This window comes from Endozoicomonas sp. 2B-B, assembly GCF_053470045.1.
The window spans coordinates 5,553,279-5,577,557 of sequence record NZ_JBLZMU010000001.1; the positions used below are offsets into that span (position 1 = coordinate 5,553,279).

At 47.1% G+C, this 24,279-nt stretch carries 5 protein-coding genes; all 5 read right to left on the minus strand.

Annotated elements, in window-relative coordinates; genetic code table 11:
* Positions 1-78: 78 nt before the first annotated feature.
* The 5 genes from ACOMHB_RS20665 to ACOMHB_RS20685 all read right to left on the minus strand — a co-directional run bounded on the left by ACOMHB_RS20665 (position 79) and on the right by ACOMHB_RS20685 (position 23,983).
* Positions 79-4,998, minus strand: a complete 4,920-nt coding sequence (locus tag ACOMHB_RS20665) for a hypothetical protein (RefSeq protein ID WP_448218026.1) — start codon at positions 4,996-4,998, stop codon at positions 79-81.
* Positions 4,999-5,378: 380 nt separating this feature from the next.
* Entirely contained in the window at positions 5,379-9,497 is a 4,119-nt protein-coding gene (locus ACOMHB_RS20670) for a penta-EF hand family protein (protein ID WP_448218027.1), read from the minus strand.
* Between the two features lie 617 nt (positions 9,498-10,114).
* Positions 10,115-14,230: a hypothetical protein gene (locus ACOMHB_RS20675; protein WP_448218028.1), complete on the minus strand. Its 4,116-nt coding sequence runs from the start codon at positions 14,228-14,230 to the stop codon at positions 10,115-10,117.
* A gap of 632 nt (positions 14,231-14,862) precedes the next feature.
* Positions 14,863-19,095 carry a hypothetical protein gene (locus ACOMHB_RS20680; RefSeq protein ID WP_448218029.1) on the minus strand — a complete coding sequence of 1,411 codons (4,233 nt, stop codon included), beginning with the start codon at positions 19,093-19,095 and terminating at the stop codon, positions 14,863-14,865.
* A gap of 628 nt (positions 19,096-19,723) precedes the next feature.
* A complete protein-coding gene (locus ACOMHB_RS20685) occupies positions 19,724-23,983 on the minus strand; it encodes a hypothetical protein (RefSeq protein WP_448218030.1) in 4,260 nt (1,419 codons plus the stop codon).
* Positions 23,984-24,279 lie beyond the last annotated feature (296 nt).

A 24,279-nucleotide genomic window follows, 5' to 3' on the forward strand; every position in this document is an offset into this window, starting at 1 on the left:
CCGCACTGGCAAGCTTGCCATAAACGGATTTGGCAGACAGTTGATTTTTAGAAGCTTTATAAGACGACACAAGTCTTTTTAGATAATACTCCCGCATCCATCAAGCAACTCCAGTTCCAGACAACCCTGATAAACATCAGGATCAACCTCGGATAATAAAGGGTCTTGCTTTTTTAACTGCTCTATTTTACTGCACGCCCGTTGCCTCCATACTTCCAATATGTGAGTAGCGCTATCGATTTTGGCTTTTTTAAGGAGGGTCACTGTATGCATAAGCTCCATTTCACTCTCGTACTCCTCCAGTAAATTCAGTATTTCGCTGCCAAAAATTTCTGTCTGGTTGAGCTTTAACCATAAACTGCCGAACGCCTGTTTTTGTGGTTCCAATTCATTCTCTGGCTGACAGGCTTCAGCTTGCCTGGATTGAACGTTATCCAGTTTCTGCCATTGATCTGCAGTCAAATAATAGTGTTCAGATATCCCGGTGATTTTCAAAAAAGTCCTGAACTGCTCCTCTGACCAGTTGTTGATTGCCATCTTTTCATCCTGTATTTCCAGCTGTGGCATTGGAAATCGGTAGTTTTGAACTCCGTCACCTGGCACCTCAAGCCACTGCCCTTTGACGGTAAAAGACATCTCATTAAGGTTCTGCATCAACACAGCGATATAGCTCAGGGCCAACTGTTCTCCTGATTGGATAAGTCCGGAGACAGGTATCTCAACATGGTTGTTGTCGGTTGTTCGCATCCCGGACAGAAAGTGATCGGGGATATCGTAATCCCAGGGTAGAAGACTATGGGTTTTTAGCAGCGCTTCAAACAGCATCTGGATACCTTCTTTGGTGATGTCATGGGTTTTTAGTTGCAGGCAGGCTTCAAGCAGCTTGTTTAGCCAATGGGAAGAGTGCTCTTTGCTGAGTTTTTGCAAGGCGCTCAACGAGGGAAACAGATCGAATACAGCCTGAGCATGGCTGGCATCCAGAAAACGCAGCTGATCATCCTTTGTTAAGGGTTGCAGGATTTCCAGATAGAGCCTTTGCATAGAGTCGAGTTTCAGCACCCCTGACAATGCTTGCAATAGGGTAGAGTACTGCTCCCATAGTCTTTTATCCGGCAATGACTTCAGCCGCTTGGCAAAATAGACAAAACGCTCCCTGTCTTCATCGGAAGAACAAAGGAACATTGCTCTATTTAACACGCGCAAAGGCACGGCTTTCATTGAATGACGCCACAAAAAATGCCGATCCAGTTGATTAGCCTGAAGGTAGCGCTTGACGCTTTTCCCTCCAGAAGAAGATAAAAATCCTATCAATGATTCCAGCATCAGAGCCGTTTTAGTCTCTTTATGCAATTGGCAGAACTGTTTTAAAACCGTCCATTTTAGCGACCAGTCTGGCTTAGGGGTGGAAAGATAAAGAGCGACTGTTTTTATCTGGCGATTGTATTTATCATCTCCTTCATTATCCGGATTGCTGCATTCTCCGGTAAGTTCTGTAAGCAGTAACTGTTTCAGTTGTGTTTCCCAATGTTGCAGCATCTTGGTAGCAGGTAGCCCTTCTGATACCCAGAGCCTGGGCATGATTTGCAGTAGCCTGTGATTGGGCGCCCCCCGGCAACTTGTCCAGTCCAGCACTTTTTTCACAGGCTCATGTTTGGGCAAGCCCTGGCTGTGATTCATGGACGAGAAAACACGTAACAGCTTCATATTGAGCTCGCCACCCTTCTGTTTCCATTCCGGCCAGCCCAGCACCTCTTTCACTTCCTTTTGTTTGAGCATGCCTTTACCATTGTTCATGGACGAGAAGGAGCGGAACAGCTCCATATTGAAATCGCCATTCCTGTCTTTCCATTCCAACCAACCCAGCACCTCTTTCACTTCCTCATGTTTAATCATGCCCTTGCTGCTATTCATGGATGAGAAAGAGCGGAACAACTCCATATTGAACTCGCCATCCTTGTCTTTCCATTCCAGCCAGCCCAGCACCTCTTTCACTTTCTCATGTTTGAGGATGCATTTGCCATGATTCATGGACGAGAAGGAGCGGAACAGCTCCATATTGAAATCGCCATTCCTGTCTTTCCATTCCAACCAACCCAGCACCTCTTTCACTTCCTCATGTTTAATCATGCCCTTGCTGCTATTCATGGATGAGAAAGAGCGGAACAACTCCATATTGAACTCGCCATCCTTGTCTTTCCATTCCAGCCAGCCCAGCACCTCTTTCACTTTCTCATGTTTGAGGATGCATTTGCCATGATTCATGGACGAGAAGGCGTGGAACAGCTCCATACTGAACTGACCGTCCTTGTCTTTCCATTCCACCCAGCCCAGCACCTCTTTCACTTCCTCATGTTTAATCATGCCCTTGCTGCTATTCATGGATGAGAAGGAACGGAACAGCTCCATACTGAACTCGCCATCCTCGTCTTTCCATTCCGGCCAGCCCAGCACCTCTTTCACTTGCTCATGTTTGAGCATGCCTTTACCATGATTCATAGACGAGAAGGATCGGAACAACTTCGTATTAAACTCGCCATCCCTGTCTTTCCATTCCGGCCAGTTCAGCACCTCTTCCACTTCCTTTTGTTTGAGCATGCCTTTGCCATGATTCATGGATGAGAACGAGCGGAACAGCTTCATACTGAACATGCCATACTTGTCCTTCCATTCCGGCCAGCCCAGCACCTCTTTCACTTCCTTTTTTTTGAACACGCCTTTACCACTGTTCATGGATAAGAAAGAGCGGAACAGCTCCATACTGAACTCGCCATCCTTGTCTTTCCATTCCGGCCAGCCCAGCACCTCTTTCACTTGCCCATGTTTGAGCATGCCTTTACCATTGTTCATGGATGAGAAGGAGCGGAACAGCTCCATGTTGAAATCGCCATCCTTGTCTTTCCATTCCGGCCAGCCCAGCACCTCTTTCACTTGCCCATGTTTGAGGTTGCCTTTGCTATGATTCATAGACGAGAAGGAGCGGAACAGCTCAATGTTGAAATCGCCATTCTTGTCTTTCCATTCCGGCCAACCCAGCACCTCTTTCACTTGCCCATGTTTGAGGATGCCTTTGCTATGATTCATAGACGAGAAGGAGCGGAACAGCTCCATGTTGAAATCGCCATCCTTGTCTTTACATTCCGGCCAACCCAGCACCTCTTTCACTTGCTCATGTTTGAGGATACCTTTGCCATGATTCATAGACGAGAAGGCGCGGAACAGCTCCATACTGAACTCGCCATCCTTGTCCTTCCATTCCGGCCAGCCCAGTACCTCTTTCACCTCCTCATGTTTAATCATGCCCTTGCTGCTATTCATGGATGAGAAGGAGCGGAACAGCTCCATACTGAACTCGCCATCCTTGTCTTTCCATTCCGGCCAGCCCAACACCTCTTTCACTTGTTCATGTTTGAGCAAGCCTTTGCCACTATTCATTGACGAGAAGGATCGGAACAACTTCGTATTAAACTTGCCATCCCTGTCTTTCCATTCTGGCCAGCCCAATATTGCTTTCACTTCCTTATTTGTAGGCACACCCCTGTAATTATTCATAGACGAGAAAGAAGTCACTACATCTAACCTCGCTAAATATTCGAGTTCATCCTGGCTACGCTGCGCAAAACTACGGATATGGTTTTTTCTATTATTCAGCATGCTGGTCAGCATGCCTGTATTTTTGACGTTTTCAGAAAGGTGACCAAAAAAGGTGGCGGCATTATCGAAGAAACCATTAAAAGACTTTCTATCTACAAGACCAGACAGCTTATAAAAAGTATTTTTTACAGTGATGTTTTTTTTCTTGAATACCGCCATCAGGGTTTGCAATTTTTTCAGCTCTTCCTGACTTAATTCGTACTTGATATTTGTTTTTATTTTTTCCAATGGGTCATCGGGGATCTGATTGTCTGCCGGTTTCTTTTTTTTGGCCGCTGGTTCAGCAACAGCTGTTGAATTTTTTCTCTTTCTACCCGGGCCCTTCTTTTTTTTCGGAGCGGGTTCTGGTGAATCCGGTTCTGCTTCTTCCCGGACTCGTCTTACCCTTTTGTTGCCTTGAATGCCCGACAGGCACTTGTCGCACAACAACGCTGAAGCTGCTGTCTGATTTGCTACACGTCCTAACTCCTGTGGATTCAATGTCTTGTCACACTTCGAACAAGCGACAAGCGAATTTCCGGTATTCTGCTCGGCTGAGGGGTTTAGTGGGTCATCGTCTCCACGACCATTGGCGCCTGTCGAACCGGTTCCCCTTTTACGGGCAGCAGGTCCCCTTGTCTGACCTGTCTGACCTGTTGCGGCGGTCGTTGATGCTTTGGTCGTTCGGGAGGATGAATTCTTTTTCCCGTTACCCGTCTGTCGGCCAGAATATTTGCCAGAAACCATCTCACGGTAAACTCTGAGTTCCTGACCATTCTCTGCCAGCCATGTTTGAACCAGCCCCGGTTGAATCGTAGCAGGGTCTGACCCTTCCAGATCAAGAAGATCGGCTTCAATTACCATGATCCGGTCTGACAAAATCCGGGCCAGCGTTGTTTGGCCTGCCATAATCGCCCATAGTCGTTTGATTTGTAATATTATAAGCAGTTGCTTTTTTTGCTGCAGGCAAGTTTGGACAGGATCAGGAACAAGGGTAAGGTCAGGTTGGGGGTCTGGGTCAGGACTCCCGCTGTTTCCGTCAGGTGGCTTATCGTCATCACTTCCTCCGTCAGTGCCCCTGGCGATCAGACCATTAGAAGTGTTCTCCAAAACTTCAGGGGGCACGTAAAACTCCAACAACTCGTTCCCACACTCCGGAGGCTGTCGCAAAACTCCAACAGCTCGTTCCCATGCTCTGAGGTCGTCATTCCCGCGAAGGCGGGAATCCAGCGCCAACGGTGGATCCCTGCCTTCTCGGGGATGACAAGGCCAGGGGGGCACCGGGCAGTATGGTTCTGGTGGTGAGTCAGTGTGGATTCCCGCCTTCGCGGGAATGACGACAATTAAGCCGGGAATGACGGGAGTCAACTCGTGACACCCTCGAAGAGAATCGGGCTGTTCAGGTACAGCTAACTTATGGGAATACAGGAAATGAGCTGGTAGCGGGCTTGAGCCGACTAATTCCAATGCATGCAGCGAATCCCCAAACGACATCGTCACTAGCACAAGCAGTGATCGGACCATCGAGCAGGCAGCTTTTTTTTGCTGTGAGCGTCTCATAGATCCAGGCTAATAAAATCAGCTTCTGTGAATCCATTCGCTAGTGGAAAAAATTCGTACGTCATCCGGCTTAGGCCTGATGATTCACGTTTGCGCTAGATTTTATAGCACCGCACTGGCAAGCTTGCCATAAACGGATTTGGCAGACAGTTGATTTTTAGAAGCTTTATAAGACGACACAAGTCTTTTTAGATAATACTCCCGCATCCATCAAGCAACTCCAGTTCCAGACAACCCTGATAAACATCAGGATCAACATCGGATAATAAAGGGTCTTGCTTTTTTAACTGTTCTATCTTACTGCATGCCCGTTGCCGCCATTCTTCCAGTATGCAGTTATCGGTATCAATTCTGGCTTTTTTAAGGAGGGTCACTGTATGCATAAGCTCCATTTCACTCTCATACTCCTCCAGTAAATTCACTATTTCGCTGCCAAAAATTTCTGTCTGGTTGAGCTTTAACCATAAACTGCCGAACGCCTGTTTTTGTGGCTCCAATTCATTCTCTGTTTGACATACTTCAGCTTGCCTGGATTGAACGTTATCCTGTTTCTGACATTGATCTGCAGTCAAATAATAGTGTTCAGATATCCCGGTGATTTTCAAAAAAGTCCTGAACTGCTCCTCTGACCAGTTGCTGATGGCCATTTTTTCACTCTGTATTTTCAGCTGTGGCATTGGGTAGCGATAGGTCTGAACATCATCACCCGATACTTGAACCTCAAGCCACTGACCTTTGACGGTAAAAGACATCTTATTGAGGTTCTGCATCAACACAGAGATATAGCTCAAGGCCAACTGTTCTCCTGATGGGATAAGTCCGGAGACAGGTATCTCAACATGGCTGTTGTCGGTCGTTTGCATCCCGGACAGAAAGTGATCGGGAATATCGTTATCCCAGGGTAGACGACTATGGGTTTTGAGCAGCGCTTCAAACAGTATCTGGATGCCTTCTTTGGTGATGTCATGGGTTTTTAGTTGCAGGCAGGCTTCAAGCAGCTTGTTTAACCAATGGGAAGAATGCTCTTTGCTGAGTTTTTGCAGGGCGCTCAACGAGGGAAAAAAATCGAATACAGCCCGGGCATGACTGGCATCCAGAAAACGCAGCTGATCATCTTTTGTTAAGGGTTGCAGGATTTCCAGATAGAACCTTTGCATATATTCGAGTTTCAGCACTCCTGACAATGATTGCAACAGGGCAGAGTACTGCTCCCATAGTCTTTTATCCGGTAATAACTTCAGCCGCTTGGCAAAAAAGACAAAACGCTCCCTGTCTTCTTCGGAAGAACAAAGCAACATTGCTCTATTTAACACGCGCAAAGGCACGGCTTTCATTGAATGACGCCACAAAAAATGCCGATCCTGTTGATTAGCCTGAAGGTAGCGTTTGACACTTTTCCCTCCAGAAGAAGATAAAAGTCCTGTCAATGATTCCAGTATCAGAAGCGTTTCAGTCTCTTTATGTAATTGGCAGAACTGTTTTAAAACTGTCCATCTTAGCAACCACTCTGGTTTAGGGGTAGAAAGATAAAGAGCGACTGTTTTTATCAGGCGATTATATTTATCATCTCCTTCATTATCCGGGTTGCTGTGTTCTCTGGTAAGTTCTTTAAGCAGTAACTGTTTCAGTTTTGTTTCCCGGTGTTGCAGCATCTTGATAGCAGGTAGCCCTTCTGATACCCAGAGCCTGGGCATGATTTGCAGTAGCCTGTGATTGGGTACCCCCCGGCAATCTATCCAGTCCAGCACTTTTTTCACAGGCTCATGTTTGGGCAAGCCTTGGCTGTGATTCATGGACGAGAAAACGTGGAACAGCTCCATATTGAACTCGCCACCCTTGTGTTTCCATTCAGGCCAACCCAACATCTCTTTCACTTCCTTTTGTTTGAGCATGCCTTTGCCATGATTCATAGACGAGAAGGAGCTGAACAGCTCCATGTTGAACTCGCCATCCTTATCCTTCCATTCCGGCCAACCCAGCACCTCTTTCACTTGTTCATGTTTGAGCAGCATGCCTTTGCCACTATTCATTGACGAGAAGGATCGGAACAACTTCGTATTAAACTCGCCATCCCTGTCTTTCCATTCCGGCCAGCCCAGCACATCCTCCACTTCCTCTTGTTTGAGCATGCCTTTACCATTGTGCATGGATGAGAAGGAGCGGAACAGCCCAATGTTGAACTCGCCATCCTTGTCTTTCCATTCCAGCCAGCCCAGCACCTCTTTCACTTCCTCATGATTAATCATGCCCTTGCTGCTATTCATGGATGAGAAAGATCGGAACAACTCCATATTGAACACGCCATCCTTGTCTTTCCATTCCAGCCAGCCCAGCACCTCTTTCATTTCCGCATGTTTAATCATGCCCTTGCCGCTATTCATGGATGAGAAGGAGCGGAACAGCTCCATACTGAACTCGCCATCCTTGCCTTTCCATTCCGGCCAGGCGAGCACCTCTTTCACTTGCTCATGTTTGAGGATGCCTTTGCCATGATTCATAGACGAGAAGGCGCGGAACAGCTCGATATTGAACTCTCCATACTTGTCTTTCCATTCAGGCCAACCCAGCATCTCTTTCACTTCCTTTTGTTTGAGCATGCCTTTGCCACTATTCATGGATGAGAAGGAGCGTAAAAGCTCCATACTGAACTCGCCATCCCTGTCTTTCCATTCCGACCAACCCAGCACCTCTTTCACTTGCTCATGTTTCAGGATACCTTTACTATGATTAATAGACGAAAAGGAGCGGAACAGCTCCATATTGAACTCGCCATCCCTGTCCTTCCATTCCGGCCAGTTCAGCACTTCTTTCACTTCCTTTTGTTTGAGCATGCCTTTGCCATGATTCATGGATGAGAAGGAGCGGAAAAGCTCCATACTGAACTCGCCATCCTTGTTCTTCCATTCCGGCCAGCCCAGCACCTCTTTCACTTCCTTTTGTTTGAGCATGCCTTTGCAACTATTCATGGATGAGAAGGAGCGGAAAAGCTCCATACTGAACTCGCCCTCGCTGTCTTTCCATTCCGACCAACCCAGCACCTCTTTCACTTGCTCATGTTTGAGCATGCCTTTGCCATGATTCATGGATGAGAAGGAGCGGAACAGCTCCATGTTGAACCCGCCATCCTTGTCTTTCCATTCCGGCCAGCTCAGCACCTCTTTCACTTCCTCTTGTTTGAGCACGCCTTTACAAGTGTTCATGGATGAGAAGGAGCGGAAAAGCTCTATACTGAAGTCACCATCCTTGTCTTTCAATTCCGGCCAGCCCAGTGTTGCTTTCACTTCCTTATTTGTGGGCACACCTTTGCCATTATTCATGGACGAGAAAGAAGTCACTGCATCTAAACTCGCTAAATATTCGAGTTCATCCTGGCTACGCTCTGCAAAACTACGGATATGTTTTTTGCTATTGTTCAGCATGCCGGTCAGCATGCCTGTATTTTTGAAGTTTTCAGAAAGGTGCCCAAAAAAGGCGGCGGCATTATCGAAGAAGCCATTAAAAGAATCTCTATCTACGAAACCAAGCAGCTTATAAAAAGTGTTTTTTACAGTGATGTTTTTTTTCTTGAATATCGCCATCAGGGTTTGCACTTTTTTCAGCTCTTCCTGACTTAATTCGTACTTGATATTTGCTTTTATTTTTTCTAACGGATCATCTGGAATTTGAGTGTCAGCCGGTTTCTTTTTTTTGGCCGCTGGTTCAGCAACAGCTGTTGAATTATTTCTCTTTCTACCCGGGCCCTTCTTTTTTTTCGGAGCAGGTTCTGGTGAATCCGGTTCTGCTTCTTCCCTGATTTGTCTTACCCTTTTGTTACCTTGAATGCCCGACAGGCACTTGTTGCACAACAACGCTGAAGCTGCTGTCTGATTTGCTACACGTCCTAATTCCTGTGGATTCAATGCCTTGTCACACTTCGAACAAGTGACAACCGAATTTCCGGTATTCTGCTCAGCTGAGGGTTTCAGTGGGTCATCGCCTCCACAACCATTGGCGCCTGTCGAACCGGTTCCCAAGTTACGGGCAGAAGATCCACTTGTCTGGCCGGTCTGAACTGTTGTTGCGGTCGTTGATGCTTTGGTCGTTCGGGAGGATGAATTCTTTTTCCCGTTACCCGCCTGTCGGCCAGAGTATTTGCCAGAAACCATCTCACGGTAAACTCTGAGTTCCTGGCCATCCTCTGCCATCCATTTCTGAACCAGCCCCGGTTGAATCGTGCCAAGGTCTGACCTTTCCAGATCAAGAAGATCGGCTTCAATCACCATAATCCGGTCTGACAAAATCCGGGACAGGGTGGTCTGGCCTGCCATAATCGCCCATAGTCGTTTGATTTGTAATATTACAAGTAGTTGCTTTTTTTGCTGCAGACAAGTTTGGACAGGATCAGGAATAAGGGTAAGGACAGGTTGGGGTTCTGGGTCAGGACTCCCGCTGTTTCCGTCAGGTGGCTTATCGTCATCCGACGTGGGAATGCATACCCCCCCTGAAAGCCGGATACTGCAACTTGAGATAACATACGGGTTCCCACGTCGGCCTAAAAGCGTGGGGGTCAGGGTCCATCGAAGAGGATCGGGCTGTTCAGGTTCAGCCAACTTATGGGAATACAGGAAATGAGCGGGTAGCGGGCTTGACCCGAATAATTCCAATGCATGCAGCGAATCCCCAAACAACATCGTCACTAGCAGAAGCAGTGATCGGACCATCGAGCAGGCAGCTTTTTTTTGTTGTGAGCGTCTCATAGATCCAGGCTAATAAAATCAGCTTCTGTGAATCCATTCGCCAGTGGAAAAAATTCGTACGTCATCCGGCTTAAGCCTGATGATTCACGTTTACGCTAGATTTTATAGCACCGCACTGGCAAGCTTGCCATGAACGGATTTGGCAGACAGTTTGTTTTCAGAAGCCTTATCAGACGACACAAGTCTTTTTAGAAAATACTCCCACACCCATCAAGCAACTCCAGTTCCTGACAACCTTTATAAACATCAGGATCAACATCTGATAATAAAGGGTCTTGCTTTTTTAACTGTTCTATTTTGTTGCACGCCCGTTGCCTCCATGCTTCCAGTATGTGGCTAGCGCTATCGATTTTGGCTTTTTTAAGGAGTGTCACTGTATGCATAAGCTCCATTTCGCTCTCGTACTCCTCCAGTAAATTCAGTATTTCGGTGCCAAAAATTTCTGTCTGGTTCAGCTTTAACCATAAACTGCCAAACATCTGTTTTTGTGATTCCAATTCATTCTCTGGCTGACATGCTTCAGCTTGCCTGGATTGAACGTTATCCAGTTTCTGCCATTGATCTGCAATCAAATAATAGTGTTCAGATATCCCGGTGATTTTTAAAACAGTCCTGAACTGCTCTTCTGACCAGTTGCTGATGGCCATTTTTTCATCCTGTATTTCCAGCTGTGGCATTGGAAAGCGGTAGTTTTGAACTCCGTCACCTGGCACCTCAACCTCAAGCCACTGCCCTTTGACGGTAAAAGACATCTCATTGAGGTTCTGCATCAACACAACGATATAGCTCAGGGCCAACTGTTCTCCTGACTGGATTAGTCCGGAGACAGGTATCTCAACATGGTTATTGTCGGTCGTTTGCATCCCGGACAAAAAGTGATCGGGGATATCGTGATCCCAGGGTAGAAGACTATGGGTTTTGAGCAACGCTTCAAACAGTATCTGGATGCCTTCTTTGGTGATGTCATGGGTTTTTAGTTGCAGGCAGGCTTCAAGCAGCTTGCTTAACCAATGGGAAGAATGCTCTTTGCTGAGTTTTTGCAGGGCGCTTAACGAGGGAAACAGGTCGAACACAACGCGGGCGTGGCTGGCATCCAGAAAACGCAGCTGATCATCCTTTGTTAAGGGTTGCAGGATTTCCAGATAGAGCCCTTGCATATATTCGAATTTCAGCACTCCTGACAATGGTTGCAACAGAGCTGAATACTGCTCCCATAATCTTTTATCTGGCAATGACTTCAGCCGCTTGGCAAAATAGACAAAACGCTCCCTGTCTTCATCGGAAGAACACAGGAACATTGCTCTATTTAACACGCGCAAAGGCACGGTTTTCATTGAATGACGCCACAAAAAATGCCGCTCCAGTTGATTAGCCTGAAGGGAGCGTTTGACGCTTTTCCCTCCGGAAGAAGATAAAAGTCCTATCAATGATCCCAGCCTCAGAACCGTTTTAGTCTGTTCATGAAATTGGCAGAACTGTTTTAAAACCGTCCATTTTAGCGACCAGTCTGCCTTGGGGGTGGAAAGATAAAGGGCGACTGTTTTTATCTGGTGATTGTATTTATCCTCTCCTTCATTATCCGAGTTGCTGTGTTCTCCGGTAAGTTCTGCAGGCAGTAACTGTTTCAGTTGTGTTTCCCAGTGTTGCAACAGCTTGATAGCAGGTAGCCCTGCTGATACCCAGAGTCTGGGCATGATATGCAGCAGCCTGTGATTGGGCGCCCCCCGGCAACCTATCCAGTCCAGCACTTTTTTCACAGGCTCATGTTTGGGCAAGCCTTGGCCGTGACTCATGGACGAGAAAACGCGGAACAGCTTTATATTGAGCTCGCCACCCTTGTGTTTCCATTCCGGCCAGCCCAGCACCTCTTTCACTTCCTCTTGTTTGAGCATGCCTTTACTACTGTTCATGGATGAGAAGGAGCGGAATAGCTCAATACTGAACTCGCCATCCCTGTCTTTCCATTCCGACCAGACCAGCACCTCTTTCACTTCCTCATGTTTGAGTACACCCTTGCCATGACTCATAGATGAGAAGGAGCGGAACAGCTCCATATTGAACTCGCCATCTTTGTCTTTCCATTCCGGCCAGCCCAGCACCTCTTTCACTTGCTCATGTTTGAGGATGCCTTTACGGTTGTTCATGGATGAGAAGGAGCGGAACAGCTCCATACTGAATTCGCCATCCTTGTCTCTCCATTCCGGCCAGCTCAGCACCTCTTTCACTTGCTCATGTTTGAGCACGCCTTTGCCATTGTTCATGGATGAGAAGGAGCGGAACAGCTCCATACTGAACTCGCCATCCTTGTCCTTCCATTCCGGCCAGCCCAGCACCTCTCTCACTTCCTCATGTTTGAGCATGCCTTTGCCACTATTCATGGATGAGAAGGCGCGGAACAGCTCCATACTGAACTCGCCATCCTTGTCCTTCCATTCCGGCCAGCCCAGCGCCTCTCTCACTTCCTCACGTTTGAGCATGCCTTTGCCTCTATTCACAGATGAGAAGGCGCGGAACAACTTCGTACTGAACTCGCCATCCTTGTCCTTCCATTCGGGCCAGCCCAGCACCTCTTTCACTTCCTTTTGTTTGGGCATGCCTTTGCGACTATTCATGGATGAGAAGGAGCGGAACAGCTCCATACTGAACTCGCCATCCTTGTCTTTCCATTCCGGCCAACCCAGCACCTCTTTCACTTGCTCATGTTTGAGCATGCCTTTGCAATGACTCATAGACGAGAAGGAACGGAGCAGCTCCATACTGAACTCACCATCCTTGTCTTTCCATTCCGGCCAGCTCAGCACCTCTTTCACTTGCTCATGTTTGAGCATGCCTTTGCCATTGTTCATGGATGAGAAGGCGCGGAACAGCTTCATGCTGAAGTCGTCATTCTTGTCCTTCCATTCCGGCCAGTTCAACACCTCTTTCACTTGCTCATGTGTGAGCACGCCTTTACCATTGTTCATTGATGAGAAGGAGCGGAACAGCTCCATATTGAACTTGCCATCCTTGTCTTTCCATTCCGGCCAGCCCAGCACCTCTTTCACTTGCTCATGTTTGAGCATGCCTTTGCCATTGTTCATGGATGAGAAGGTGCGGAACAGTTCCATATTGAACTCACCATCCTTGTCTTTCCATTCCGGCCAGCCCAGCACCTCCCTCATTTCCTCATGTTTGGGTACGCCTTGGCCATTATTCATGGACGAGAAAGAGCGGAACAGTTCGATATTGAACTCGCCATCTTTGTCTTTCCATTCTGGCCAGCCCAGTATTGCTTTCACTTGTTCATGTGTGGGCACACCTTTGCCATTATTCGTGGACGAGAAAGAAGTCACTACATCTAAACTCGCTAAATATTCGAGTTCATCCTGGCTACGCTCTGCAAAACTTCGGATATGTTTTTTACTATTACCCAGCATGCTAGTCAGCATGCCTGTATTTTTGACGTTTTTAGAAAGGTGTCCAAAAAAGGCGGCGGCATTATCGAAGAAACCATTAAAAGACTTTCTATCTACAAAACCAAGCCGCTTATAAAAAGTGTTTTTTACAGTGATGTTTTTTCTCTTGAATACCGCCACCAGGGTTTGCACTTTTTTCAGCTCTTCCTGACTTAATTCGTACCTGATATTTGCTTTTATTTTTTCCAATGGCTCATCGGGGATCTGAGTGTCTGCCGGTTTCTTTTTTTTGGCCGCTGGTTCAGCAACAGCTGTTGAATTATTTCTCTTTCTACCCGGGCCCTTCTTTTTTTTCGGAGCAGGTTCTGGTGAATCCGGTTCTGCTTCTTCCCTGATTTGTCTTACCCTTTTGTTACCTTGAATGCCCGACAGGCACTTGTTGCACAACAACGCTGAAGCTGCTGTCTGATTTGCTACACGTCCTAATTCCTGTGGATTCAATGCCTTGTCACACTTCGAACAAGTAACAACCGAATTTCCGGTATTCTGCTCAGCTGAGGGTTTCAGTGGGTCATCGCCTCCACGACCATTGGCGCCTGTCGAACCGGTTCTTCTGTTACGGGCAGCAGATCCGCTTGTCTGGCCAGTCTGACCTGTTGTTTCGGTCGTTGATGCTTTGGTCGTTCGGGAGGATGAATTCTTTTTCCCGTTACCCGCCTGTCGGCCAGAGTATTTGCCAGAAACCATCTCACGGTAAACTCTGAGTTCCTGGCCATCCTCTGCCATCCATTTCTGAACCAGCCCCGGTTGAATCGTGCCAGGGTCTGACCTTTCCAGATCAAGAAGATCGGCTTCAATCACCATGATCCGGTCTGACAAAATCCGGGACAGGGTGGTCTGGCCTGTCATAATCGCCCATAGTCGTTTGATTTGTAATATTACAAGCAGTTGCTTTTTTTGCTGCAGACAAGTTTGGACAGGATCAGGAACAAGGGTAAGGACAGGTTGGGGCTTTGGGTAAGGACTCCTGCTGTTTCTGTCAGGTGGCTTATCGTCATCCGGCGTGGGAATGCATATCCCCCCTGAAAGCCGGATACTGCGACTTGAGATAACATACGGGTCCCCACGTCTAGGGCCCACAGGGCCTAAAAGCATGGGAGTCAGGTTTTTTTGATGCCATCGAAGAGGGTGGGGCTGTTCAGATTCAGCCAACTTATGGGAATACAGAAAATAGGCGGGTAGCGGACTTGAGCCGACTAATTCCACTGCATGCAGCGGCCCACCAAATATTATCGTCACCAGCAGTGATCGAACTCTCGATATGGCCGTTTTGTTTTTTTGTGAGCGTTTCATAGATCCTGGCTTAAAAAATCAGCTTCTGTGAATCCATTCGCCATTGGGAAAAATTTGTGCGTCGTCCGGCTCAGGCCTATTGATTGACGTTTGCGGCAGACTTTATAGCAGCTCACTGGCGAGCTTGCCATAAACGGATTTGGCAGACAGTTTGTTTTTAGAAGCTTTATCAGGCGACACAAGTCTTTTTAGAAAATACTCCCACACCCATCAAGCAACTCCAGTTCCTGACAACCTTTATAAACATCAGGATCAACATCGGATAATAAAGGGTCTTGCTTTTTTAACTGTTCTATTTTGTTGCACGCCCGTTGCCTCCATGCTTCCAGTATGTGGGTAGCGCTATCGATTTTGGCTTTTTTAAGGAGGGTCACTGTATGCATAAGCTCCATTTCGCTCTCATACTCATCCAGTAAATTCAGTATTTCGCTGCCAAAAATTTCTGTCTGGTTCAGTTTTAACCATAAACTGCCAAACGCCTGTTTTTGTGGTTCCAATTCATTCTCTGGTTGACATGCTACAGTTTGCCTGAATTGAACGTTATCCAGTTTCTGCCATTGATCTGCAGTCAAATAATAGTGTTCAGATATCCCGGTGATTTTCAAAAAAGTCCTGAACTGCTCCTCTGACCAGTTGTTGATTACCATTTTTTCATCCTGTATTTCCAGCTGTGGCATTGGAAAGCGGTAGTTTTGAACTCCGTCACCTGGCACTTCAACCTCAAGCCACTGCCCTTTGACGGTAAAAGACATCTCATTGAGGTTCTGCATCAACACAGCAATATAGCTTAGGGCCAACTGTTCACCCGATTGGATAAGTCCGGAGACAGGTATCTCAACATGGTTATTGTCGGTTGTTCGCACCCCGGACAAAAAGTGATCGGGGATATCGTTATCCCAGGGTAAAAGACTATGGGTTCTGAGCAGCGCTTCGAACAGTACCTGGATGCCTTCTTTGGTGATGTCATGGGTTTTTAGTTGCAGGCAGGCTTCAAGCAGCTTCTTTAACCAATGAGAAGAATGCTCTTTGCTGAGTTTTTGCAGGGCGCTCAACGAGGGAAACGGGTCGAACACAGCCCGGGCATGACTGGCATCCAGAAAACGCAACTGATCATCCTTTGTTAAGGGTTGCAGGATTTCCAGATAGAGCCCTTGCATATATTCGAGTTTCAGCACCGCCGACAAGGATTGCAACAGGGCAGAGTACTGCTCCCATAGTCTTTTATCCGGCAATGACTTCAGCCGCTTGACAAAATAGACAAAACGCTCCCTGTCTTCATCGCAAGAACACAGAAATATTGCTCTATTTAACACGCGCAAAGGCACGGCTTTCATTGAATGATGCCACAAAAAATGCCTATCCTTTTGATTAGCCTGAAGGTAGCGTTTGACGCTTTTCCCTCCAGAAGAAGATAAAAATCCTATCAATGATTCCAGCATCAGAGCCGTTTTAGTCTCTTTATGCAATTGGCAGAACTGTTTTAAAACCATCCATGTTAGTGACCAGTCTGGCTTAGGGGTGGAAAGATAAAGAGCGACTGTTTTTATCTGGCGATTGTATTTATCATCTCCTTCATTATCCGGATTGCTGTGTTCTCCGGTAAGTTCTGTAAGCAGTAACTGTTTCAGTTGTGTTTCCTGATTTTCCAGTACTTTGATAGCAGGCAGCCCAGCAGATACCCAGAGCCTGGACATGATTTGCAGTAGCCTGTGATTGCGTGCCCCACAGTAACCTATCCAGTCCAGCACTTTTTTCACAGGCTCATGTTTGAGCATACCTCTCTTATTATTCATGGACGAAAAGGCGCGGAACAGCTTCATATTGAACTCGCCGCCCTTGTGTTTCCATTCAGACCAGCTGAGCACCTCTTTCACTTTTTCATGTTCGAGCATACCTCTGCGATTATTCATGGATGAAAAGGCGCGGAACAGCTCCATAATGAACTCGCCATCCTTGTCGCTCCATTCCGGCCAGCCCAATATCTCTTTCACTTCCTTTTGTTTGAGCATGCCTCTGCCACTGTTCATGGACGAGAAGGCGCTGAACAGCTCCATATAGAACTCGCCATCCCTGTCTTTCCATTCCGACCAGGCCAGCACCTCTTTCACTTCCTCATGTTTGAGCATACCCTTGCCACTATTCATGGATGAGAAAGAACGGAACAGCTCCATACTGAACTCTCCATTCTTGTCTTTCCATTCAGGCCAACCCAACATCTCTTTCACTTCCTTTTGTTTGAGCATGCCTTTGCCACTATTCATGGACGAGAAGACTCGGAACAGCTCCATACTGAACTCGCCATCCTTGTCTTTCCATTCCGGCCAGCCCAGCACCTCTTTCACCTCCTCTTGTTTGAGGATGCCTTTGCTATGGTTCATAGATGAGAAGGCGCGGAAAAGCTCCATACTGAACTCACCATCCTTGTCTTTCCATTCCGGCCAGCTTAGCACCTCTTTCACTTGCTGATGTTTGAGGATGCCTTTACCGTTGTTCATGGATGAGAAGGAACGGAACAACTCGATACTGAACTCGCCATTCTTGTCCTTCCATTCTGGCCAGCCCAGCACCTCTTTGACTTCCTCATGTTTAATCATACCCTTGCTGCTATTCATAGACGAGAAGGCGCGGAACAGCTCCATATTGAACTCGCCATCCTTGTCCTTCCATTCCGGCCAGCCCAGCATCTCTTTCACTTCCTTTTTTTTGAGCACGCCTTTACCACTGTTCATGGATGAGAAGGTGCGGAACAGCTCCATACTGAACTCGCCATCTTCGTCTTTCCATTCCGGCCAGCCCAGCACCTCTTTTACCTCCTTTTGCTTGAGAATGCCTTTGCCATGATGCATAGACGAGAAGGACCGGAACAGCTCCATATTGAACTCGCCATTCTTGTCTTTCCATTCCAGCCAGCCCAGTACCTCTTTCACTTCCTCATGTTTAATCATGCCCTTGCTGCTATTCATGGACGAGAAGGCGCGGAACAGCTCAATGTTGAACTCGCCATCCTTGTCTTTCCATTCTGGCCAGCCCAGCACCTCTCTAACTTCCTCATGTTTGAGGATGCCTTTGCCATGATTCATAGACGAGAGGGAGCGGAACAGCTCCATACTGAACTCGCCATCCTTGTCCTTCCATTCCGGCCAGCCCAGCACCTCTTTGACTTCCTCATGTTTAATCATGCCCTTGCAACTATTCATAGACGAGAAGGAGCGGAACAGCTCCATACTGAACTCGCCATCCCCGTCTTTCCATTCCGGCCAGCCCAGCACCTCTTTCACTTGCTCATGTTTGAGCATGCCTTTGCCATTGTTCATTGACGAGAAGGATCGGAACAACTTCGTATTAAACTCGCCATCCCTGTCTCTCCATTCTGGCCAGCCCAATATTGCTTTCACTTGTTCATGTGTGGGCACGCCATTGCCATTATTCATGGACGAGAAGGAATTCAATACATCCAGACTTGCTAAATATTCGAGTTCACTCAGGCTACGTTCTGCGAAACTAAGGATATGTTTTTTATTATTACCCAGCATGCCGGTCAGCATGCCTGTATTTTTGAAGTTTTCAGAAAGGTGTCCAAAAAAGGCGGCAGCATTATCGAAGAAACCATTAAAAGACTTTCTATCTACAAAACCAAGCCGCTTATAAAAAGTGTTTTTTACAGTGATGTTTTTTTTCTTGAATACCGCCACCAGGGTTTGCACTTTTTCCAGCTCTTCCTGACTTAATTCGTACTTGATATTTGCTTTTATTTTTTCCAACGGATCATCGGGAATTTGAGTATCTGCCGGTTTCTTTTTTTTGGCCGCTGGTTCAGCAACAGCTGTTGAACTATTTCTCTTTCTACCCGGGCCCTTCTTTTTTTTCGGAGCGGGTTCTGGTGAATCCGGTTTTGCTTCTTCCCGGATTCGTCTTACCCTTTTGTTACCTTGATTGCCCGACAGGCACTTGTCGCACAACAACGCTGAAGCTGCTGTCTGATTTGCTACGCGTTCTAGTTCCTGTGGATTCAATGCCTTGTCACACTTCGAACAAACGACAGCCGAATTTCCGGTAATCTGCTCAGCTGAGGGTTTCGGTGGGTCATCGCCTCCACGACCATTGGCGCCTGTCGAACCGGTTCTTCTGTTACGGGCAGGAGATCTGCTTGTTTGGTCGGTCTGACCTGTTGTCGCAGTCGTTGATGCTTTGGCCGTTCGGGAGGATGAATTCTTTTTCCTGTTACCCTTCTGTCGGCCAGAATATTTGCCAGAAACCATCTCACGGTAAACTCTGAGTTCCTGGCCATCCTCTGCCAGCCATGTCTGAACCAGCCCCGGTTGAATCGTGCCAAGGTCTGACCTTTCCAGATCAAGAAGATCGGCTTCAATCACCATGATCCGGTCTGACAAAATCCGGGACAGGGTGGTCTGGCCTGCCATAATCGCCCATAGTCGTTTGATTTGTAATATTACAAGTAGTTGCTTTTTTTGCTGCAGACAAGTTTGGACAGGATCAGGAATAAGGGTAAGATCAGGTTGGCGCTCTGGTTCAGGACTCCCGCTGTTTCCGTCAGGTGGCTTATCGTCATCCGGAGTGGGAATGCATATCCCCCCTGAAAGCTGGATACTGCAATTTGAGATAGCATACGAGTTCCCGCGTTTGGGACCCACAGGGTCTAAAAGCATGGGAGTCAGGGTCCATCGAAGAGGATCGGGCTGTTCAGGTTCAGCTAACTTATGTGAATACAGGAAATAGGCTGGTAGCGAGCTTGAGCCGACTAATTCCAGTGCATGCAGCAGCCCAGCAAATATTATCGACACCAGCAGAAGCAGTGATCGAACCCTCGATAAGGCCGTTTTGTTTTTTTGTGCGCGTTTCATAGATCCAGGCTTAAAAAATCAGCTTCTGTGAATCCATTCGCTATTGGGAAAAATTTGTGCGTCGTCCGGCTCAGAACTATTGATTGACGTTTGCGGCAGACTTTATAGCAGCTCACTGGCGAGCTAGCCATAAACGGATTTGGCAGATAGTTTTTTTTAGAAGCTTTATCAGACGACACAAGTCTTTTTAGAAAATACTCCCACACCCATCAAGCAACTCCAGTTCCTGACAACCCTTATAAACATCAGGATCAACATCTGATAATAAAGGGTCTTGCTTTTTTAACTGTTCTATTTTGTTGCACGCCCGTTGCCGCCATTCTTCCAGTATGTGGGTAGCGCTATCAATTTTGGCTTTTTTAAGGAGGGTCACTGTATGCATAAGCTCCATTTCGCTCTCGTACTCCTCCAGTAAATTCAGTATTTCGCTGCCAAAAATTTCTGTCTGGTTCAGCTTTAACCATAAACTGGAAAATGCCTGTTTTTGTGGTTCCAATTCATTTTCTGGCTGACATGCCACAGTGGATTGAACGTTATCCAGTTTCTGCCATTGATCTGCAGTTAAATAATAGTGTTCAGATATCCCGGTGATTTTCAAAACAGTCCTGAACTGCTCTTCTGACCAGTTGCTGATGACCATTTTTTCATCCTGTATTTCCAGCTGTGGCATTGGAAAGCGGTAGTTTTGAACTCCGTCACCTGGCACCTCAACCTCAAGCCACTGCCCTTTGACGGTAAACGACATCTCATTAAGGTTCTGCATCAACACAGCGATATAGCTCAGGGCCAACTGTTCTCCTGACTGGATAAGTCCGGAGACAGGTATCTCAACATGGTTATTGTCGGTTGTTCGCATCCCGGATAGAAAGTAATCGGGGATATCGTGATCCCAAGGTAGAAGACTATGGGTTTTGAGCAGCGCTTCGAACAGTATCTGGATGCCTTCTTTGGTGATGTCATGGGTTTTAAGTCGAAGGCAGGATTCAAGCAACTTGTTTAACCAATGGGAAGAATGCTCTTTGCTGAGTTTTTGCAGGGCGCTCAACGAGGGAAACAAATCGAATACAGCCCGGGCATGGCTGGCATCCAGAAAACGCAGCTGATCATCTTTTGTTAAGGGTTGGAGAATTTCCAGATAGAGCCCTTGCATATATTCGAGTTTCAGCACCCCTGACAATGCTTGCAATAGGGCAGAGTACTGCTCCCATAGTCTTTTATCCGGCAATGACTTCAGCCGCTTGACAAAATAGACAAAACGCTCCCTGCCTTCATCGGAAGAACACAGGAACATTGCTCTATTTAACATGTGCAAAGGCACGGCTTTTATTGAATGACGCCACAAAAAATGCTGATCCTGTTGATTAGCCTGAAGGTAGCGTTTGACGCTTTTCCCTCCAGAAGAAGATAAAAATCCTATCAATGATTCCAGCATCAGAAGCGTTTTAGCCTCTTTATGCAATTGGCAGAACTGTTTTAAAACCGTCCATTTTAGCGACCAGTCTGGCTTAGGGGTGGAAAGATAAAGAGCGACTGTTTTTATCTGGCGTTTGTATTTATCCTCTTCATCATCTGAGTCGCTATTGTATTCATCATCTCCTTCATTATCCGGGTTGCTGTGTTCTCCTGTAAGCTCTTTAAGCAGTAACTGTTTCAGTTGTGTTTCCCGTTGTTGCAGCATCTTGATAGCAGGTAGCCCTGCTGATGCCCAGAGCCTGGTCATAATTTGCAGTAGCCAATGGTTCAGTGCCCCCTGGTAACCTATCCAGTCCAGCACTTTTTTCACAGACTCATATTTGGGCAAACACTGGCCATTATTCATGGACGAAAAAGCGCGGAACAGCTCAATACTGAACTCACCATCCTTGTCTTTCCACTCCGGCCAGCCCAGTACCTTTCTTACTTCCTCATGTTTGAGCATGCCTCTGCCATTTTTCATGGATGAAAAGGCACGGAACAGCACCATGCTGAACTCGACATCCTTGTCTTTCCATTCAGGCCAACCCAACATCTCTTTTACTTCATTTTGTTTGAGCATGCCTCTGGCATTATTCATGGACGAGAAGGCGCGGAACAGCTCAATACTGAACTCACCATCCTTGTCTTTCCACTCCGGCCAGCCCAGTACCTCTCTTACTTCCTCATGTTTGAGCATGCCTTTGCCACTATTCATGGACGAGAAGGCGCAGAACAGCTCCATATTGAACTCGCCATCCTTGTCTTTCCATTCCGGCCAGCCCAACATCGCTTTCACTTCCTTTTGTTTGAGCATGCCTTTGCCACTATTCATGGAGGAGAAGGAGCGGAACAGCTCCATACTGAACTCGCCATACTTGTCATTCCATTCCGGCCAGCCCAGCACCTCTTTCGCTTGCTCATGTTTGAGCATGCCTTTGCCATTGTTCATTGACGAGAAGGATCGGAACAACTTCGTATTAAACTCGCCATCCCTGTCTTTCCATTCCGGCCAGTTCAGCACCTCTTTCACTTCCTCTTGTTTGAGCATGCCTTTGCCACTATTCATGGATGAGAAGGAGCGGAACAGCTCCATGCTGAACTCGCCATCCTCATCTTTCCATTCCGGCCAACCCAGCACCTCTTTCACTTGCTCATGTTTGAGCATGCCTTTGCCATTGTTCATAGACGAGAAGGCGCGGAACAGCTCTTTAATGAACTCGCCATCCTTGTCCTTCCATTCCGGCCAGGACAGCACCTCTTTCACTTGTTCTTGTTTGAGCATGCCTTTGCCACTATTCATTGACGAAAAGGATCGGAACAACTTCGTATTAAACTCGCCATCCCTGTCTTTCCATTCCGGCCAGCCCAGCACCTTTTTCACTTCCTTTTTTTTGAGCGCGCCTTTACCATTGTTCATGGATGAGAAGGAGCGGAACAGCTCCATACTGAACTCGCCATCCTTGTCTTTCCATTCCGGCCAGCCCAGCACCTCTTTCACTTGTTCATGTGTGGGCACGCCTTTACCATTGTTCATGGATGAGAAGGAGCGGAACAGCTCCATACTGAACTCGCCATCCTTGTCCTTCCATTCCGGCCAGCCCAGCACCTCTTTCACTTCCTCATGTTTAATCATGCCCTTGCTGCTATTCATGGACGAGAAGGCACGGAACAGCTCAATGTTGAGCTCACCATCCTCGTCCTTCCATTCCGGCCAGCCCAGCACCTCTTTCACTTGTTCATGTGTGGGCACGCCTTTACCATTGTTCATGGATGAGAAGGAGCGGAACAGCTCCATACTGAACTCGCCATCCTTGTCCTTCCATTCCGGCCAGCCCAGCACCTCTTTCACTTGCTCATGTTTGAGCATGCCTTTGCCATTGTTCATTGACGAGAAGGAGCGGAACAACTTCGTATTAAACTCGCCATCCCTGTCTCTCCATTCTGGCCAGCCCAATATTGCTTTCACTTGTTCATGTGTGGGCACGCCATTGCCATTATTCATGGACGAGAAGGAATTCAATACATCCAGACTTGCTAAATATTCGAGTTCACTCAGGCTACGTTCTGCGAAACTAAGGATATGTTTTTTATTATTACCCAGCATGCCGGTCAGCATGCCTGTATTTTTGAAGTTTTCAGAAAGGTGTCCAAAAAAGGCGGCAGCATTATCGAAGAAACCATTAAAAGACTTTCTATCTACAAAACCAAGCCGCTTATAAAAAGTGTTTTTTACAGTGATGTTTTTTTTCTTGAATACCGCCACCAGGGTTTGCACTTTTTCCAGCTCTTCCTGACTTAATTCGTACTTGATATTTGCTTTTATTTTTTCCAACGGATCATCGGGAATTTGAGTATCTGCCGGTTTCTTTTTTTTGGCCGCTGGTTCAGCAACAGCTGTTGAACTATTTCTCTTTCTACCCGGGCCCTTCTTTTTTTTCGGAGCGGGTTCTGGTGAATCCGGTTTTGCTTCTTCCCGGATTCGTCTTACCCTTTTGTTACCTTGATTGCCCGACAGGCACTTGTCGCACAACAACGCTGAAGCTGCTGTCTGATTTGCTACGCGTTCTAGTTCCTGTGGATTCAATGCCTTGTCACACTTCGAACAAACGACAGCCGAATTTCCGGTAATCTGCTCAGCTGAGGGTTTCGGTGGGTCATCGCCTCCACGACCATTGGCGCCTGTCGAACCGGTTCTTCTGTTACGGGCAGGAGATCTGCTTGTTTGGTCGGTCTGACCTGTTGTCGCAGTCGTTGATGCTTTGGCCGTTCGGGAGGATGAATTCTTTTTCCTGTTACCCTTCTGTCGGCCAGAATATTTGCCAGAAACCATCTCACGGTAAACTCTGAGTTCCTGGCCATCCTCTGCCAGCCATGTCTGAACCAGCCCCGGTTGAATCGTGCCAAGGTCTGACCTTTCCAGATCAAGAAGATCGGCTTCAATCACCATGATCCGGTCTGACAAAATCCGGGACAGGGTGGTCTGGCCTGCCATAATCGCCCATAGTCGTTTGATTTGTAATATTACAAGTAGTTGCTTTTTTTGCTGCAGACAAGTTTGGACAGGATCAGGAATAAGGGTAAGATCAGGTTGGCGCTCTGGTTCAGGACTCCCGCTGTTTCCGTCAGGTGGCTTATCGTCATCCGGAGTGGGAATGCATATCCCCCCTGAAAGCTGGATACTGCAATTTGAGATAGCATACGGGTTCCCGCGTTTGGGACCCACAGGGTCTAAAAGCATGGGAGTCAGGGTCCATCGAAGAGGATCGGGCTGTTCAGGTTCAGCTAACT